Source organism: uncultured Serinicoccus sp. (assembly GCF_947500995.1).
In the GTDB taxonomy this organism is placed as follows: Bacteria; Actinomycetota; Actinomycetes; order Actinomycetales; family Dermatophilaceae; genus Ornithinicoccus.
The window spans coordinates 233973-249808 of sequence record NZ_CANMUA010000001.1 but is presented as its reverse complement, the minus strand read 5'-3'; the positions used below and the strand labels follow the sequence as shown (position 1 = coordinate 249808).

15 protein-coding genes are annotated in these 15836 nt (G+C 74.2%); 10 read left to right on the top strand and 5 right to left on the bottom strand.

Annotated features, from left to right (window positions below):
• The first annotated feature begins 12 nt into the window (after positions 1-12).
• The 8 genes from Q0967_RS01040 to Q0967_RS01005 are packed head-to-tail and all read left to right on the top strand — an operon-like array spanning position 13 to position 9354.
• The gene (locus tag Q0967_RS01040) at positions 13-1062 is read left to right on the top strand and encodes a rod shape-determining protein (protein WP_298747496.1); all 1050 of its coding nucleotides are present in this window, start codon (positions 13-15) and stop codon (positions 1060-1062) included.
• Between the two features lie 5 nt (positions 1063-1067).
• Positions 1068-1868 carry a rod shape-determining protein MreC gene (gene mreC, locus Q0967_RS01035; protein ID WP_298747499.1) on the top strand — a complete coding sequence of 267 codons (801 nt, stop codon included), beginning with the start codon at positions 1068-1070 and terminating at the stop codon, positions 1866-1868.
• On the top strand, positions 1865-2350 hold the full coding sequence (gene mreD / locus Q0967_RS01030) for a rod shape-determining protein MreD (RefSeq protein ID WP_298747504.1): 486 nt from the start codon (positions 1865-1867) through the stop codon (positions 2348-2350). The genes mreC and mreD overlap by 4 nt, the downstream gene beginning before the upstream one ends.
• Entirely contained in the window at positions 2347-4419 is a 2073-nt protein-coding gene (mrdA, locus tag Q0967_RS01025) for a penicillin-binding protein 2 (RefSeq protein ID WP_298747509.1), read from the top strand. The genes mreD and mrdA overlap by 4 nt, the downstream gene beginning before the upstream one ends.
• Positions 4416-4952 (top strand): GNAT family N-acetyltransferase, encoded by a 537-nt coding sequence (locus Q0967_RS01020; RefSeq protein ID WP_298747512.1) that lies wholly within the window; start codon positions 4416-4418, stop codon positions 4950-4952. Before mrdA ends, Q0967_RS01020 begins: the two co-directional genes overlap by 4 nt.
• 10 nt (positions 4953-4962) lie before the next feature.
• A complete protein-coding gene (ppc, locus tag Q0967_RS01015; RefSeq protein ID WP_299448836.1) occupies positions 4963-7755 on the top strand; it encodes a phosphoenolpyruvate carboxylase in 2793 nt (930 codons plus the stop codon).
• A gap of 56 nt (positions 7756-7811) precedes the next feature.
• The gene (locus tag Q0967_RS01010; protein ID WP_298747518.1) at positions 7812-8471 is read left to right on the top strand and encodes a PepSY domain-containing protein; all 660 of its coding nucleotides are present in this window, start codon (positions 7812-7814) and stop codon (positions 8469-8471) included.
• A 46-nt stretch (positions 8472-8517) separates the two neighbouring features.
• Positions 8518-9354, top strand: a complete 837-nt coding sequence (locus Q0967_RS01005; protein WP_298747520.1) for an Fpg/Nei family DNA glycosylase — start codon at positions 8518-8520, stop codon at positions 9352-9354.
• Between the two features lie 106 nt (positions 9355-9460).
• Here the strand turns inward: Q0967_RS01005 and Q0967_RS01000 are convergent, their stop codons facing one another.
• From Q0967_RS01000 to Q0967_RS00990, 3 genes are read right to left on the bottom strand one after another with little or no spacing between them, the layout of a single operon-like run.
• Positions 9461-10195, bottom strand: coding sequence for a PIG-L deacetylase family protein (locus Q0967_RS01000; RefSeq protein WP_298747525.1), 735 nt, complete (start codon positions 10193-10195; stop codon positions 9461-9463).
• Positions 10192-11187: a DNA topoisomerase IB gene (locus tag Q0967_RS00995; protein ID WP_298747528.1), complete on the bottom strand. Its 996-nt coding sequence runs from the start codon at positions 11185-11187 to the stop codon at positions 10192-10194. The genes Q0967_RS01000 and Q0967_RS00995 overlap by 4 nt, the downstream gene beginning before the upstream one ends.
• Before the next feature lie 4 nt (positions 11188-11191).
• Entirely contained in the window at positions 11192-11317 is a 126-nt protein-coding gene (locus tag Q0967_RS00990) for a hypothetical protein (RefSeq protein WP_298747531.1), read from the bottom strand.
• On the opposite strand from Q0967_RS00990, the gene rpsO reads away from it, so the two are divergent.
• Positions 11316-11585, top strand: coding sequence for a 30S ribosomal protein S15 (gene rpsO, locus Q0967_RS00985; protein WP_130014607.1), 270 nt, complete (start codon positions 11316-11318; stop codon positions 11583-11585). The genes Q0967_RS00990 and rpsO overlap by 2 nt on opposite strands.
• Before the next feature lie 139 nt (positions 11586-11724).
• A complete protein-coding gene (locus Q0967_RS00980) occupies positions 11725-14211 on the top strand; it encodes a polyribonucleotide nucleotidyltransferase (protein WP_298747538.1) in 2487 nt (828 codons plus the stop codon).
• A 93-nt stretch (positions 14212-14304) separates the two neighbouring features.
• Here Q0967_RS00980 and Q0967_RS00975 read toward each other — a convergent pair whose 3' ends face one another.
• Entirely contained in the window at positions 14305-14457 is a 153-nt protein-coding gene (locus Q0967_RS00975) for a hypothetical protein (RefSeq protein ID WP_161937881.1), read from the bottom strand.
• Between the two features lie 190 nt (positions 14458-14647).
• On the bottom strand, positions 14648-15832 hold the full coding sequence (locus Q0967_RS00970) for a heparan-alpha-glucosaminide N-acetyltransferase domain-containing protein (RefSeq protein WP_298747545.1): 1185 nt from the start codon (positions 15830-15832) through the stop codon (positions 14648-14650).
• Positions 15833-15836: the final 4 nt, after the last annotated feature.

The following is a 15836-nucleotide window of genomic DNA, read 5'->3' as shown; positions in this document are numbered from 1 at the left end:
TACCATGCCGGGGTGAGCACTGCGCGCGTCCCCCGAGGGTCCACCCTGCTCGGACGCGACCTCGCGATCGACCTGGGCACGGCCACGACGCAGGTGCACGTCCAGGGCCGGGGCGTCGTCCTCGACGAGCCGACGCTGGTGGCCCTCGACACGGCGACCGGCCGGCTGGTGGCGGCCGGGGCCCGGGCCCACGAGATGCTGGGGCGCACTCCCGAGCGGGTGCTGACCCTGCGGCCGCTCTCGGACGGGGTCATCACCGACTCCGAGGTGGCCGAGCAGCTGCTGCGCCACTTCGTCGAGCGGGTGCGGCCGACCCGGCTGGTCCGCCCGCGCACCGTGGTCTGCGTGCCCAGCGGTGTCACCGCGGTCGAGCGGCGGGCGCTGGAGGACGCCGCCATGCGGTGCGGTGCGCGGCGGGTCCTCGTCGTCGAGGAGGCGATGGCGGCGGCCATCGGGGCCGGGCTGCCGGTCGACAGCGCGGCCGCCACCATGGTCGTCGACCTGGGCGGGGGGACCACGGACGTCGCCGTCATCAGCCTGGGCGGGGTCGTCAACGCCCGAAGCCTGCGCGTCGGCGGCGACGAGGTGGACGAGGCCGTCGCCCAGGGTGTGCGCGAGGCGTACGACCTGCTGCTCGGGGAGCGGTCCGCGGAGCACATCAAGCACCAGGTGGGTGCGGTCTGGCCCCTGGCGACCGAGCGCACCACCCGGGTCCGCGGCCGCGACCTCGGCTCGGGGCTGCCCCGCACGATCGAGCTGGGCAGCGAGGAGGTGCGCCGGATGATCGAACCGGTGACGGCGCAGGTGGTCGAGGCGGTCCGTGCCGTCCTGGACGTCTGCCCGCCCGAGCTCTCCGGCGATCTGCTCGACACGGGGGTGACGCTCACCGGGGGCGGTGCCCTCCTGCGCGGGTGGACCGAGCGCCTGCGGCACGAGCTCGGGGTGCCCGTCCGGCTGGCCGAGGACCCCCAGCACGCCGTCATCCGGGGGGCGGGCATCTGCGTCGACGACATGAAGGCCCTGCGCCAGGTCCTGACCCGCCAGCCCGCGTCCCAGGGGTGACCGGTATGCCCTCGCGCACCACCGTCCTCGCGCTCCTGCTCGTCGCCCTCACCGCGGCGGTGCTCGTGGTCGACCTGGCCCGGCCCGGTCTCGCCGCCCCCGCACGCTCCGCCGTGGCCGCCGCGCTGGCCCCCGCGCAGCGGGTGCTCGCCGGCTGGGACGACGGCCGGGTCGCCGAGCTCACGGAGGAGCGCAACGCGCTGGCCGCCGAGGTGGACCGGTTGCGGGCCCGGGCGAGGGACGCCACCGAGCTGGAGGAGCTGGCCCGCTCCAGCACCGCCGCCGTGGTGGACCGGACCCTGCTCCCGGCGCGGGTGGTCGCCGTCGCGTCCGGCAGCACGCCGGTGGGTGGGCGGACGGTCACCGTCGACGTGGGCAGCGAGGACGGCGTCCTGCCCGACCAGACCGTCGTCGCCGTCGAGGGGCTCGCCGGCCGCGTGCTGCGGGTGGCCCCGACCAGCGCCGACGTCCTGCTGCTCGGGGACCCGCAGGTCGTCGTGGGCGTGCGCTTCGGGCAGGACGGGGCGCTCGGCGACGTCCAGGCGGACCCGGTGCCCGGCCTCCCGGCGCGCGGGCACGGCCAGCTCACGCTCACCGCGCTGGGCGACACCCAGGTCGAGGTCGGCGACCGGGTGAGCACGCTGGGCAGCCCGGACGACGTCCCCTACGCCGCCGGCATACCCCTGGGGACCGTCGTCTCCGTCGACCCGGACCGCGGCCAGCTCGGGCGCACGGCCGTCGTGGAGCCCTTCGTGGACACCGACACCCTCGACCTCGTCGCGGTCGTCCTGAGGGAGGACGGATGATCCGCCTGCTGGGCCCGCTCGTGCGCGGGGTGCTCCTGCTGGCCGCGGTCCTGCTGCCCAGCGCCTGGCCTGCCGGCCTGGCCCGGCCGGACCTGGTCCTGCTCGTCGTGGCGGGCGTGGCGCTGCTGCACCCACCCCCGGTCGGTCTCCTGGTCGGGCTGGCGGGGGGCTGGCTCGTCGACGTGGTGCCCCCCGGGGCGGCTCCGCTGGGCGCGGGCGCCCTCGTCTACGCCGCCGTCGGTCTGGGGCTGGGGGCGGTCCGCCGCCAGCTCGTCCTGTCCCCGGTGCTCCCCTGGGTGGCGACCGGTCTGGCGGCGGCGCTGGTGCTGGGCGTCCGGGGCGTGGCGGCGGCCGCGGGCGTCGGGCGGGCCCTGCCGGCCGAGCTGGCCTGGACCCTGGCCGTGACGATGCTGGTGGCCGTCCTCGTGCTGCCGGTCGTCATGCGGCTGGAGCGCTGGATGACGCAGCGGGGGTGGGCATGACCACCCACCCCGCCCCCCGCCGTGGCCGGGCGGCCACCCGCGTCCCCCGGCCGGCCCTGACCCCCCGCCGGGTCCGGCGCCGTCGCTCCACGGGAGCCCTGTGGGTCGTGCTCGTGGCCGTGCTCGCCCTCGGCGGGCTGCTGGCCGGACGGCTCGGGCAGATGCAGCTCGGCCAGCACGAGGAGCTCGCGGTGCAGGCGGCCGAGGTGAGCACGCGGGAGATCCTCACGCCGGCCCTGCGGGGCCGGGTGCTGGCCGCCGACGGCACGCCGGTCGTCGCCAACGCCGCGAGCTCCGTCGTGACGGTCGACCCCCAGGTGCTGCTGGAGTCCGACGACGGGGGCGCCGACCTCGTGGCCTCGGTGTCCGAGGCCCTGCGCCGCCCGGAGGAGGAGCTGTGGGGACGCACCCGCCTGTGCGGCACCGAGGGTGCGCCGCCGGTGCCGTTCTGCTTCTCGGGCTCCCCCTACCTCCCGGTCCCGCTGGTCTACGACGTCGACCCGGTGGACGCCCTGGCCCTGCTGGAGCGACCCGAGGACTACCCCGGCATCGAGGTCGAGAGCATCCCGGTCCGCGACTACCCCGCCCCGGAGGGCGTCAACGCGGCGCACCTCGTGGGCTACCTGGGTCGTCCGACGCTCGAGGAGGTCGAGGCCTCCGAGGACGGGCTCGACGCCCAGGCGTGGCTGGGCCGCGCCGGGCTGGAGGCCGTCTACGACGAGGGACTGCGCGGCACGCCCGGGCGCACCACCCTCACCGTCGACCCGCGCGGGGTGGTCACCGGCACGCTCGGGAGCACCGACCCGGTCCAGGGGGCCGACCTGCTCACCCACCTCGACGTCCGGGTCCAGGCGGTCACCGAGCAGGCCCTGGTGGAGGCCGTGCGGGCCGCGCGCCGTGCGGGCGCCCCGGCGACCAGCGGTGCCGCCGTCGTCCTGCGCCCCGACACCGGTGCCGTGCTCGCCGCCGCGAGCTTCCCCACCTACGACCCGGGGGTCTGGAGCCGCGGCGTGAGCGCCGGGGAGTACGCCCGGCTGCTCGACGTCGACCGCGGCGCCCCCCTGGTCAACCGGGTGGTCGGGGAGACCTACCCACCGGCCTCGACCTTCAAGGTCGTCACCCTCCCGGCGGCGCTGCAGACCGGCATCGACCCCGAGGGGGAGTACTCCTGCCCCGGCGCGGTCTCCATCGCCGGTCAACGGTTCACCAACTACGAGTCCGAGGCCTACGGCGAGATCGGGTTGCGCCGCATCCTCGAGGTCTCCTGCGACACGACCTTCTACCGCTGGGCCTACGACCAGTGGCGCGAGCTGCAGGACGCGGGCGTGGACGACGCCGACGCGAGCGACCGCTTCCTCGCGGTGGCGCGGGGCTTCGGCCTCGGGCAGCGCACCGGGGTGGACGTGCCGGGCGAGGAGGCCGGCACCCTGCCCTCGCGGCGGTGGAAGCAGGACTACTGGGAGAGCACCCGGGAGGACGTCTGCCGCCGCGCCGAGGAGGGCTACCCGGAGGTGGCCGAGACGGAGCGGCGCGAGTTCCTGGAGCAGCTGGCCCAGGAGAACTGCGTCGACGGCGCCCGCTGGCGACCCGGCGACGCGGTGAACTTCTCCATCGGCCAGGGCGACGTCGCGACGACCCCGCTGCAGATGGCCGTGGTCTACGCCGCCGTCGCCAACGGGGGGCGGCTGGTCACGCCGCAGGTGGCCGACGCGCTGGTCCGCCCCGACGGCAGCGTGGTGGAGCAGATCGAGGCACCGGACCAGGGCCGGGTCTCGCTGGACGAGGAGACGTGGCGGATCGTGCGGGACGGGCTGGAAGGCGTCGTGACGGAGGGGACCGGGGCGGCGGCGTTCGCCGGCTGGCCCAGCGCCGACTACCCCCTGGCCGGCAAGACCGGGTCGGCGGAGTCCTTCGGCCGCCAGGCGACCTCGTGGTTCGCCTCCTACGGTCCCGCGGACGAGCCCGAGTACGTCGTGCTCGTCGTCGTCGAGGAGGGTGGCATCGGGTCGGACACCGCCGCGCCGGCGGTGCGCCAGATCTGGGACACCCTGCGCGAGGTGCAGCCGTGATCCGGGACGCCCGCCCCGAGGACGCCGGGCGGTGCGCGGCGATCTACGCGCCCTACGTCACGGGCACCTCCGTCACCTTCGAGACCGAGCCGCCGGGGGCCGAGGAGCTCGCCCGCCGCATCGCCGCCGCGCAGCGCGCCCACGCCTGGCTGGTCACCGAGCGCGACGGCGTCGTCCTGGGGTATGCCTACGCCGGCGGCTTCCGCGCCCGCAGCGCCTACGCGCGCACCGCCGAGACGAGCATCTACCTCGCGCAGGAGGCCGCGGGGCAGGGGCTCGGGCGCCCGCTCTACGCCGCCCTGCTCGACCGGCTGCGCGAGCTCGGCTACGGCACGGCGGTGGCCGGCACGACCCCGCCCAACCCGGCCAGCGCCGCGTTGCACCGCTCCCTCGGCTTCCGCCGGGTGGGGGCCTTCACCCGGGTGGGCCGCAAGTTCGGCCGGTGGCACGGGTGCGACTGGTTCGAGCTGGCCCTGCGCGAGGACGTCGACGAGCCCGGGATCGGTGCGGAGGGTCCGCCGCGGTTGCCGTAGGGTCGACCCCGTGAGCGAGCCGACCTCCACCGACCCGATCAGCCCCGAGCTGCGTGCCGACGTGCGGCGCGTCTCGACCCTCCTGGGCCAGTCCCTCGTCCGGCACCACGGGCAGGACCTGCTGGACGCGGTCGAGCGGGTACGCCTGGCCACCAAGGCCAGCAAGGAGGGTGACGAGGAGGCCGCCGCGCAGGTCCGCCAGGTCCTCGCCGAGCTGCCCCTGGACCAGGCGACCGAGCTGGTGCGGGCGTTCTCGGCATACTTCCACCTCGCGAACGCCGCCGAGCAGGTCCACCGGGTCCGCACCCACGCCGCCCGCCCGGAGGGGGAGGGCTGGCTCACCTCCGCCGTGCGCGACGTCGTCGACGCCGGCGGGCCGCGGCTGCTCGAGGACAGCGTCGCCGAGCTCGACGTGCGCCCGGTGTTCACCGCCCACCCGACCGAGGCGTCCCGGCGCAGCGTGCTCACCAAGATCCGCCACCTGTCGGACCTGCTCGCGACGACGACCGAGCCGGACACCCAGGCCCGCCGTCGCCAGGACCGCGACCTCGGCGAGCTCGTCGACCTCATCTGGCAGACCGACGAGCTGCGGCAGAACCGTCCCACGCCCCTGGACGAGGCGCGCAACGCGATGTACTACCTCGACGAGGTGCTCACCACCACGATGCCCGCCCTGCTCGGGAACCTCGCCGACCTCCTGGCCGAGCACGACGTGCGCCTGCCCGCCGGGCGCACCCCGGTCCGGTTCGGGAGCTGGATCGGCGGCGACCGCGACGGCAACCCCTACGTCACCCCCGCCGTGACCCGCGAGGTGCTCCGGCTGCAGGGGACCCACGCCGTCAAGGTGGCGCTGGCCCTGGTCGACCTGCTCATCTCCCAGCTGTCCTCCTCGACCGTGGTGGTCGACGTGGAGGAGGAGCTCATGGCGTCGGTCCGCGAGGACCTCGCGCACCTGCCGGGCCTGGACAAGCGGGTGCTGGAGCTCAACGCCCAGGAGCCCTACCGGCTCAAGCTCACCTGCGTGCGGGCCAAGCTGCTCAACACCCGGCGCCGGTTCGAGGCGGGGACCGTGCACGAGGACGGACGGGACTACGCCGAGGTCGGGGAGATCCTCGCCGACCTGCGGGTGGTCGCCGACTCGCTGCGCCGCCACGGGGGTGACCTCGTCGCCGACGGCCGGCTCGCGCACGCGACCCGGACCATCGCCTCCACCGGCCTGCACCTGGCCACCCTCGACGTGCGGGAGCACTCGGAGAAGCACCACGAGGCCCTGGCGCCGATGCTCGACGCCGCCGGAGCCACCGGTGAGGGAGGGTATGCCGCGCTCGGGCGTGAGGACCGGCTCGCCCTGCTCGGGGAGGAGCTGGGCTCGCGCCGGCCCCTGCTCACCCGCGCCGCCCCGCGGGAGCAGACGCTGGCGGTCTTCGACGAGATCCGTGAGGCGCTCGCGACCTACGGCCCGGACGTGGTGGAGACCTACATCATCTCGATGACCCAGGGGCCGGACGACGTGCTCGCCGCCGCGGTGCTGGCCCGGGAGGCCGGGCTGGTCGACCTGCACGGCGACACCGGCGGGGAGGGTGCCTTCGCGCGCATCGGGTTCGCGCCGCTGCTGGAGACCATCGACGAGCTGCGCGGCGCGGCCGGGCTCGTCGACGCGATGCTGTCCACCCCGGCATACCGGGAGCTGGTGCGCCTGCGCGGGGACGTGCAGGAGGTCATGCTCGGCTACTCCGACTCCAACAAGCAGGCCGGCGTGCTCACCAGCCAGTGGGGCATCCACCAGGCGCAGCGCGCACTGCGCGACGTCGCCGCCCGGCACGGGGTGCGGCTGCGGCTCTTCCACGGCCGGGGCGGGTCGGTCGGGCGGGGCGGCGGGCCGACCTACGACGCGATCCTCGCCCAGCCCAACGGCGTGCTCGAGGGGGAGATCAAGTTCACCGAGCAGGGCGAGGTCATCTCCGACAAGTACTCCCTGCCCGCCCTGGCGCAGGAGAACCTCGAGCTGTCGCTGGCCGCCGTGCTGCGCGCCTCCGCGCTGCACCGCGACCCGCGCACGACCGCCGAGGAGCGGACCCGCTACGGCGCGGTGATGGACGTCGCCAGCGACGCCGCCTTCGCCGCATACCGACGGCTCATCGACGACGAAGACCTCCCGGCCTACTTCGTGGCGGCGACGCCCGTCGACCAGCTCGGCGCGCTCAACATCGGGTCGCGGCCCAGCAAGCGGCCGGACACCGGCAAGGGGCTGGACGGGCTGCGGGCCATCCCGTGGGTCTTCGGCTGGACGCAGACGCGGCAGATCATCCCGGGGTGGTTCGGGGTCGGGTCGGGGCTGCGGGCCGCGCGGGAGGCCGGCCACGAGGCCGAGCTCACCGAGATGCTGGACCACTGGCACTTCTTCCGCTCGGTCCTGTCCAACGTGGAGATGACGGTGGCCAAGACCGACCTCGACATCGCCGCGCACTACGTGCACACCCTCGTGCCGGATTCGCTGCAGCACGTCTTCGACACCATCCGGGCCGAGTTCGAGCTGACGGTGAGCGAGCTGAAGCGGCTCACGGGGGAGGAGCACCTCCTCGACGACCAGCCGGTGCTCAAGCGCACCCTGGCCGTGCGGGACAACTACCTCGACCCCATCTCCTACCTGCAGGTCGAGCTGCTGCGCCGGCTCCGCGAGCGTCCGGCGGCCGAGGAGGGGGGCAGTAGCGACCCGGCCTCCGACGAGGAGGTGGACGAGCTGCAGCGGGCGCTGCTGGTTACGGTCAACGGGGTGGCCGCCGGGCTGCGCAACACCGGCTGACCGTGAGAGGACTCTCATGAGAGTCGCTCTCATCCGAGGTGTCCAGGCTGGTCCTCATGAACCTCCCCCCAGCCCTCAGGCCCACGACCGCCCTGGCGCTTGCCCTGGCGCTCACCCTCTCCGCGTGCGGCGGCGCGGACGGCCCCGCCGACGGCATCGAGGCCACCGCGGCGTCGACTGGCACCTCGGCCGCGACCCGCGGTGACGACACCGGCGACGGCGGCACCGAGGGCACCGACGCCACCGACGACACCGGTGCGGGCGACGCCGCCGACACCGGCGCGCAGACCCAGGACGCGGGCGGCGACGACGGCGTCACCGCGGCCGCCCTCGCGGCGGTCGAGGCGGCCCAGCGGGAGACCGGCGGGACGGCATACGAGATCGACGGCGACGACGACGGCACCTGGGAGGTCGACCTGCGGGTCGACGACCGGTCGGTGACGGTGGAGGTCGACGCCGGCGGTGCGGTGACCCGGGTGGAGGAGGACGACCTCGACGCCGAGGACCTGGCGGCCATGGACGCGGCGCAGGTGTCCCTCGAGGAGGCCGTCACCACCGCGCTCGACGAGGTCGGCGGCGTCCTGGACGACGCCGCCCTCGAGGAGGAGCGCGACCTGGCCTACGAGGTGTCGGTGGACCTGGGCCCCGACCCCGGGGACGACGTCGACGTCTGGGTGGACGCGGTCACGGGCGAGGTGCTCCGCACCGACGCCTGACCGGGCTGGGTGTCGTGCCTCCCGGGGCACCTGAGAGCATCAGCCCATGCCCGAGGGTCACACGCTGCACCGCCTGGCGCGCTCGCTCGACGACGCCTTCGGCGGCACCGTGCCCGCCGTGAGCAGTCCCCAGGGACGCTTCGCCGAGGGGGCCGCCCGGCTCGACGGGTCCGTGCTGGAGCGCTCCTGGGCGCACGGCAAGCTGCTCTTCGTCGACTTCGCCGGTGGGCGGACGCTCTACGTGCACCTCGGGCTCATCGGCAAGTGGTTCGTGCTGCCCGTCGACCCGGCCGGCCACGAGCCCCCGGCGACCGGCCAGGTGCGGCTGCGGCTGCTCTCCGACGCGCACGTCGCCGACCTGCGCGGGCCCATGGCCTGCCAGGTCGTGGACGAGGCGGAGGTCGACCGGCTGGTCCTGCGCCAGGGACCCGACCCGCTGCAGCCGGTGAGCGACCTCAACGACCCGGACGCGGCATACCGCACCATCACGCGCTCGGGCAAGACCGTGGCCGAGCTGCTCATGGACCAGACGGTCCTCGCGGGGGTCGGCAACATCTACCGGTGCGAGGTGCTGTGGCGGCACCGGCTGCACCCGCTGCGACCAGGGAAGACCCTCAAGCGGGCGTCGTGGCAGCTCATCTGGGACGACCTCGTGCGGCTCATGCCGTTCGGGGTGCGCACGGGCACCATCATCACGCTCGACGACGTGCTGGAGGACACCGAGGCCGCCCTGGCCCGGGGGGAGGAGCCTGCGGTGCCGCGCGAGTTCGCGGTCTACCAGCGCACCGGGCTGCCCTGCCTGCGCTGCGGCTCGGTCGTGCGGCACAAGGTCGTCGCCGGCCGCAACCTCTTCTGGTGCGGCAACTGCCAGCGCCGCACCTGAGCACGCCGGCATGCCTGGGCAGAGAAGGGCGCCCCAGAGAGGGGTCGTGGCCACTGCCTCGGGGACCCCTTCTCTGCTCAGGCGCCGATGCGGCGGGCGGGAGGCCTCAGCGCTCCCAGACCTGGGCGGCCCACCGGTACCGGGTGGGGACGCCGTCGTCGCCGGCGCTGTCGGGGTCGCCCAGGATGCCGCCGAGCAGCTCGCGCGGAGCGGGGTAGTCGTCGCCGAGCGCGGAGAGGTACTCGCGGTGGGCCTCGAGCGAGGCGACCCCGCGCTCGAAGGTCCCGGTGACGTCGACCTCGTGGGTGGGGGCGTGACCGCCCGCGGACGCGATCCACCGCACGCCGTCCCAGGGCTCGTGGCCCTCGGTGACGAGCTCGGGGAAGATCCACCGGTTGCCCGCGGCCGCGACGGCGTCGATGACGCTCAGCCCCACGGCCCGGTGGTCGGCCTGGTTGAGGCCGCCGTTCGGGAAGGTCTCGGCGTGGGTGAGGGTCGTCACGACCTCGGGCCGCACGTCGCGGACCACCCGGGCCAGCTCGCGGCGCAGCCGCAGGTCCGCCTCCACCACGCCGTCGGAGAAGCCCTCGAGGAAGAGCACCTCGTCCACGCCGACCTCGCGGGCGCCGTCCCGCTCCTCCTGCTCGCGCAGCGGGCCGGCCTCCGCCGGGGCCATGGTGGCGATCCCCGCCTCACCACGGGTGACCAGGAGGTAGGTGACGTCCTTGCCCTCCTCGGTCCACCGCGCCACGGCGGCCGCCGTGCCGTACTCCAGGTCGTCGGGGTGGGCGACGATGCACAGCGCCCGCTGCCAGTCGTGGGGGAAGGTCGTGAGGCTCATGACAGCATCTCTAGCACGGCACGCTCCAGGTCGCGCGTCCTCGTCGCGGGCGAGCGGTGGCGCCGCCGGGCGGCCTCGCCGATCGTCGTCCCCGCCTCGTAGAGGTCGATGACCCGGGGGTCGATGTAGGAGTTGCGGGCGATCGTCGGGGTGTTGCCGAGGTATGCCGACACCTCCTCGACCGCGGCCCGCACCGCCCGGCGTCGTGAGGCCGGGGTGTCGCCGGGCTCCTCGGTCAGCGCCAGGGAGGTCGCGGCGAGGACTGTGGCGTGCCAGGTGCGGAAGTCCTTGGCCGTCAGCTCCCCGCCCAGCAGGTCGCCCAGGTAGGCGTTGACCGCGGCGGCGTCCAGGTCGATCCAGCGCCGCCCCTCCTGGTACGCCAGCAGCCGGTCGCCCGAGCGCCGCCGCCGCATCCGGTCCAGTGCGGCGATGACGTCGCGGTCGTCGATCTGGATGCGGTGCTCCACCCCCGACTTGCCGACGAAGGAGAAGAGCAGGACGTCACCGCGGGCCCGCACGTGCCGCCGCTCCAGCGTCGTGAGGCCGAAGCTGCCGTGCGCGTCGGTGTAGACGTCGCTGCCGATGCGGAAGTAGCCCAGGTCGATCAGGCGCACGGCGACCGCCTCGGCGCGCTGCACCGGCATACCCTCCAGCGCCAGGTCCCGCATGATCCGGCGCCGTGCCGCGGGGAGCCGGGCGGCCGCCCCCAGGACCCGCTCGAACTTGAGCTTGTCCCGCTGCTCGCGCCACGCGGGGTGGTAGAGGTACTGCCGCCGACCGGCGTCGTCGGTCCCCACGGCCTGGAGGTGACCGGTGGGGTGGGGGCAGATCCACACGTCCGTCCACGCCGGGGGGATGACCAGGGCCTTGACCCGGGCCACGTCCTCGGCGCCCAGCCGGGTGCCCTGCGCGTCGACGTAGGTGAAGCCGCGGCCCACGCGGCGGCGCGTCCAGCCGGGCGAGGCGGGGGAGACGGTGCGCAGGCGGGGCATCTGCTCAGATTAGGGTGCTCCGGCGCACGCTGATAACCTGGAAGCTGCCGTCATGACGGCCGCGGATCGAGAGTGCCCCGGTGAACAGGCCCGGGTTGGCGCCGCGCAACAACACGAAGGAGTCGCCCATGGCGATCGAGACTGCCACCAAGCAGGACATCATCAAGGAGTACGCCACGACCGAGGGCGACACCGGTTCGCCGGAGGTGCAGGTCGCGCTGCTGACCGCCCGTATCCGCGAGCTCACCGAGCACGCCCGCGAGCACAAGCACGACCACCACAGCCGCCGCGGGCTGCTGCTCCTCGTCGGCAAGCGCAAGCGGCTGCTGCGCTACCTCGAGGACATCGACATCGAGCGCTACCGGTCGCTGATCAAGCGGCTCGGCCTGCGCCGCTGAGTCTCGCACCGAGAGCGGTTCCCGTGAGGGGACCGCTCTCCGTGCGTCAGGGGGTCGCCACCCGCGCCCCCCGTCTGCAGGACCGACGGGCACAACGACGATGCCCCTCGCGCTGAGAGTGAAGAGAAAAGGAGGGCCCATGGAGGGTCCAGAGATCACGTTCGCCGAAGCCGCCATCGACAACGGCAGCTTCGGCACCCGCACCGTCCGGTTCGAGACCGGGCGCCTGGCCAAGCAGGCCGGCGGCTCCGTCACCGCCTACCTCGACGACGACACCATGCTGCTGTCGACCACGACCGCAGGCAGGCACCCCAAGGACCACTTCGACTTCTTCCCGCTGACGGTGGACGTCGAGGAGCGCATGTACGCCCTGGGCAAGATCCCGGGCAGCTTCTTCCGTCGCGAGGGTCGCCCCTCGACCGACGCGGTCCTCACCTGCCGCCTCATCGACCGCCCGCTGCGCCCCACCTTCGCCAAGGGCCTGCGCAACGAGGTCCAGGTCGTCATCAGCGTCCTCTCGCTGAACCCCGACCACCAGTACGACGTGCTGGCGATCAACGCCGCGTCCCTGTCCACCCAGATCTCGGGCCTGCCGTTCAGCGGCCCGATCGGTGGCGTCCGCGTCTCGCTCATCGACGGTCAGTGGGTCGCCTTCCCCAACTTCTCCGACGCCGCGCGCTCGACCTTCGACATGGTCGTGGCCGGGCGGGTCATCGACGGGGGTGACGTCGCGATCATGATGGTCGAGGCCGAGTCCACCGAGGCCACCTGGGACCTGGTGAAGTCCGAGGGCAAGCAGGCCCCGACCGAGGACGTCGTGGCGCAGGGGCTCGAGGAGTCCAAGAAGTTCATCAAGGTGCTGTGCGAGGCGCAGGCCGAGCTGGCGGCCAACGCCGCCAAGGAGGTGCAGGAGTTCCCGCGCTTCCTCGACTACGAGGACGACGCCTACTCCGCCGTCGAGGAGGCCACCAGCGGTGACCTGACCTCGGCGCTGCAGATCGCGGGCAAGGCCGAGCGCGAGGACCGGATCGATGAGATCAAGGCCGCGATGACGGCCCGCCTGGCCGGCGATGACGCCGAGTACGCCGGGCGCGAGAAGGAGCTCTCGGCGGCCTACCGCGCCGTGCAGAAGAAGCTGATCCGCGAGCGCATCCTGCGCGACGAGGTCCGCATCGACGGCCGTGGGCTCCGGGACATCCGGGCCCTGTCGGCCGAGGTCGAGGTCATCCCGCGGGCGCACGGGTCCGCGATCTTCGAGCGCGGCGAGACCCAGATCATGGGCGTCACCACGCTGAACATGCTGCGCATGGAGCAGCAGCTGGACACCCTGTCCCCGGTGACCCGCAAGCGCTACATGCACAACTACAACTTCCCGCCCTACTCGACCGGTGAGACCGGTCGCGTCGGCTCCCCGAAGCGTCGTGAGATCGGCCACGGTGCGCTCGCCGAGCGCGCCCTGATGCCGGTGCTGCCGACCCGCGAGGAGTTCCCCTACGCCATCCGCCAGGTCTCCGAGGCCCTGAGCTCCAACGGCTCGACCTCGATGGGCTCGGTCTGCGCGTCCACGATGGCGCTGCTCAACGCCGGTGTGCCGCTGCGCGCGCCGGTCGCGGGCATCGCGATGGGCCTGGTCTCGGCGGAGGTCGACGGTGCGACGAAGTATGCCGCGCTGACCGACATCCTCGGCGCCGAGGACGCCTTCGGCGACATGGACTTCAAGGTGGCCGGGACGCGGGAGTTCGTCACCGCCATCCAGCTGGACACCAAGCTCGACGGCATCCCCGCCGACGTGCTCGCCGGGGCGCTCACCCAGGCCCGGGACGCCCGGATGCACATCCTGGACGTCATGACCGAGGCCATCGACGCCCCGGACGAGATGAGCCCCTACGCGCCGCGCGTCATCTCGGTGCGCGTCCCCGTGGACAAGATCGGTGAGGTCATCGGCCCGAAGGGCAAGATGATCAACCAGATCCAGGAGGACACCGGCGCCGACATCTCCATCGAGGACGACGGCACCGTCTACATCGGCGCGACCGACGGCCCGTCGGCCGAGGCCGCGCGGGCGGCGGTCAACGCGATCGCCAACCCGCAGATGCCGGAGATCGGTGAGCGCTTCCTCGGCACCGTGGTCAAGACCACGACCTTCGGGGCGTTCATCTCCCTGCTGCCCGGCAAGGACGGGCTGCTGCACATCTCCGAGATCCGCAAGCTGGTGGGCGGCAAGCGCATCGACGCGGTCGAGGACGTCATGGGCGTGGGCCAGAAGGTCCAGGTGGAGCTCAAGGAGATCGACCCGCGCGGCAAGCTCTCGCTCGCCGCGGTGGTCGCCGGGGAGCAGGGCGGCGCGCCCGCCCCGGCACCGGAGGCCGCTGCACCGGCGGCTGAGCCGACGGTCGACGCCCCCGCCCCGGTGGCCGAGGCCGCGGAGGTGCCGCAGAGCGGTGCCGCCACCGAGGTCGCCGGGTCCGACGCGCCCGAGGCCGAGGCCGCGGGCTCCGAGGAGTCCGGCTCCGAGCAGGAGGGTGGCGACCGCCCCCGTCGTCAGCGCCGTCGTCGTGGCGGCCGTGGCCGCGGGAGCAACGGCGCCGGCACCGAGGGTGGCGACAACGGCTCCGACGAGGGCTGAGCAGACGCGCGGGCGACCGCGCGACACATGACGAAGGGCGGGCCCGGTCGGGCCCGCCCTTCGGCGTGGTCGCGGTGTGGTCCGCGCCCCAGGTCAGGCGACCTGGGCGCGGCGCCGGATCTGCGGTGCCGGGGCACCGACGTGCCAGCGCATCTCCATCCGGGTGCGGCCTGACGCGTCCGTCACCGGGACCCAGGTGAGGGCCCGGGTCGGTCGCGCGGTCCTCAGCGGTCGAACGCTCGCCATGGGAGCCACCTCCTCCAAGGTCGGTCGAACGGTATGCCGTTCATCTTCTGTTCATCTAGCGTACCCCAAGACGTCGTAGAAGTGAACGACAGGTGAACGGGCGTGGCGTGTCGAGGCGTGTCGAGGGAGGGCAGCACGGCGGGAGGGTGCGTCAGCGCCCACGGCGCGGGGCGCGGGGCGCGGGTGCTGGTCAGGACCGGGGGGAGGAGGACCTGGCGGGGGTGCCGTGGGTGGCCTCGTGCAGGAACGCCTCCAGGGGGCCCCGACGGCCGCTGGCCGCGATGAGGGCGCCGGCCGTGAGGGCCAGCACGCTGTGCAGCACCAGCCCGGTCGTGGTGTCACGGGCCAGCGGCCCGGTGTCCCCGAGCGGGGTCGACAGGACGAGGACGTGCGCCACGTAGAGGGTGAGGGTGGCCCGCCCGGCGCCGGCGAGGATCGGCCAGGGCAGGGACGGGGTGAGCCGGACGAGCGCCAGGCAGCCGCCGAGGACGAGCAGGGCGGTGCCGGTGGTGTGGACGAGGTCCACGACGCTGCCGCTGTGCGGGGCCCAGACGCCCAGCCACCAGGCGCTCTCCTCGGGGTGGGTCCCGTAGAACCCCGTGCGACGGTCCGCGTCGAGGGTGGCCCAGGAGCCGGCGTCGAGGCCGACGCTGTCGAGCAGGGCGCTGCGCACCTGCTGGGACCGCAGGACCAGGGCGGAGGCCACCAGCGCCAGGGCTGCCGATGCCGCGCCCCCGAGGACGAGGCCACCGAGGACCGTGCGGTCGGCGCCGCCGCGCGCCTGCACCCACCTGCCGACGGCCAGTCCGGCGAACAGGTAGGTGGCCCACGTCAGCACCGGGTAGTAGCCGGTGACGAGCAGCTCGAGGACCATCTGGAGCGGGGCGACGAGCAAGGTGGCCAGGGAGGGGACCATGAGGGTCGGCTCCGGGAGCACCTGGCGCACCAGCAGGCTGACCACCGGGCTGAGCAGGCCCCACCCCAGCGCCAGCCACGCCAGGGAGCGGGCCTCCCAGCGCAGGACGGGCAGGGCGCAGCAGAAGAGCACGCCGTAGTAGGTGAGGATCACGGCGATGCCCGAGCTCGGGAGGCCGATGACGAGGCCGATCACCGCGATGAGCGCCGAGCGCACGAGCAGCCGGCGCCGGTGGAGGCGGGGGTCGGCGCGGACCGCGGAGAGCGGTGCGGCGAGCGCGATGCTGACGCCCGCCAGCACCGCGAAGAGGGCCGAGGAGCGGCCGGCGACGAGCTGGAAGAGCCAGCTGACGCCGCCGGGGCCGTCGCCCTCCTGGACGGCCAGGTGTGCGGCGAACATGCCCAGCAGCGCGAGGGTGCGCGCCAGGTCGATCCCCACCAGCCGCCGGGACGTCGTCATCGGC

Excerpts from the sequence above, each read along its gene's own strand:
- mrdA (WP_298747509.1), top strand. The coding sequence starts at position 2,347 with ATGACCACCCACCCCGCCCCCCGCCGTGGCCGGGCGGCCACCCGCGTC.
- Q0967_RS01000 (WP_298747525.1), bottom strand. The coding sequence starts at position 10,195 with ATGAGCCTCACGACCTTCCCCCACGACTGGCAGCGGGCGCTGTGCATC.
- Q0967_RS00970 (WP_298747545.1), bottom strand. The coding sequence starts at position 15,832 with ATGACGACGTCCCGGCGGCTGGTGGGGATCGACCTGGCGCGCACCCTC.
- mreD (WP_298747504.1), top strand. The coding sequence starts at position 1,865 with ATGATCCGCCTGCTGGGCCCGCTCGTGCGCGGGGTGCTCCTGCTGGCC.
- Q0967_RS01005 (WP_298747520.1), top strand. The coding sequence starts at position 8,518 with ATGCCCGAGGGTCACACGCTGCACCGCCTGGCGCGCTCGCTCGACGAC.
- Q0967_RS00980 (WP_298747538.1), top strand. The coding sequence starts at position 11,725 with ATGGAGGGTCCAGAGATCACGTTCGCCGAAGCCGCCATCGACAACGGC.
- Q0967_RS01010 (WP_298747518.1), top strand. The coding sequence starts at position 7,812 with ATGAACCTCCCCCCAGCCCTCAGGCCCACGACCGCCCTGGCGCTTGCC.
- Q0967_RS00990 (WP_298747531.1), bottom strand. The coding sequence starts at position 11,317 with ATGGGCGACTCCTTCGTGTTGTTGCGCGGCGCCAACCCGGGCCTGTTC.
- mreC (WP_298747499.1), top strand. The coding sequence starts at position 1,068 with ATGCCCTCGCGCACCACCGTCCTCGCGCTCCTGCTCGTCGCCCTCACC.
- rpsO (WP_130014607.1), top strand. The coding sequence starts at position 11,316 with ATGGCGATCGAGACTGCCACCAAGCAGGACATCATCAAGGAGTACGCC.
- Q0967_RS00975 (WP_161937881.1), bottom strand. The coding sequence starts at position 14,457 with ATGGCGAGCGTTCGACCGCTGAGGACCGCGCGACCGACCCGGGCCCTC.
- Q0967_RS00995 (WP_298747528.1), bottom strand. The coding sequence starts at position 11,187 with ATGCCCCGCCTGCGCACCGTCTCCCCCGCCTCGCCCGGCTGGACGCGC.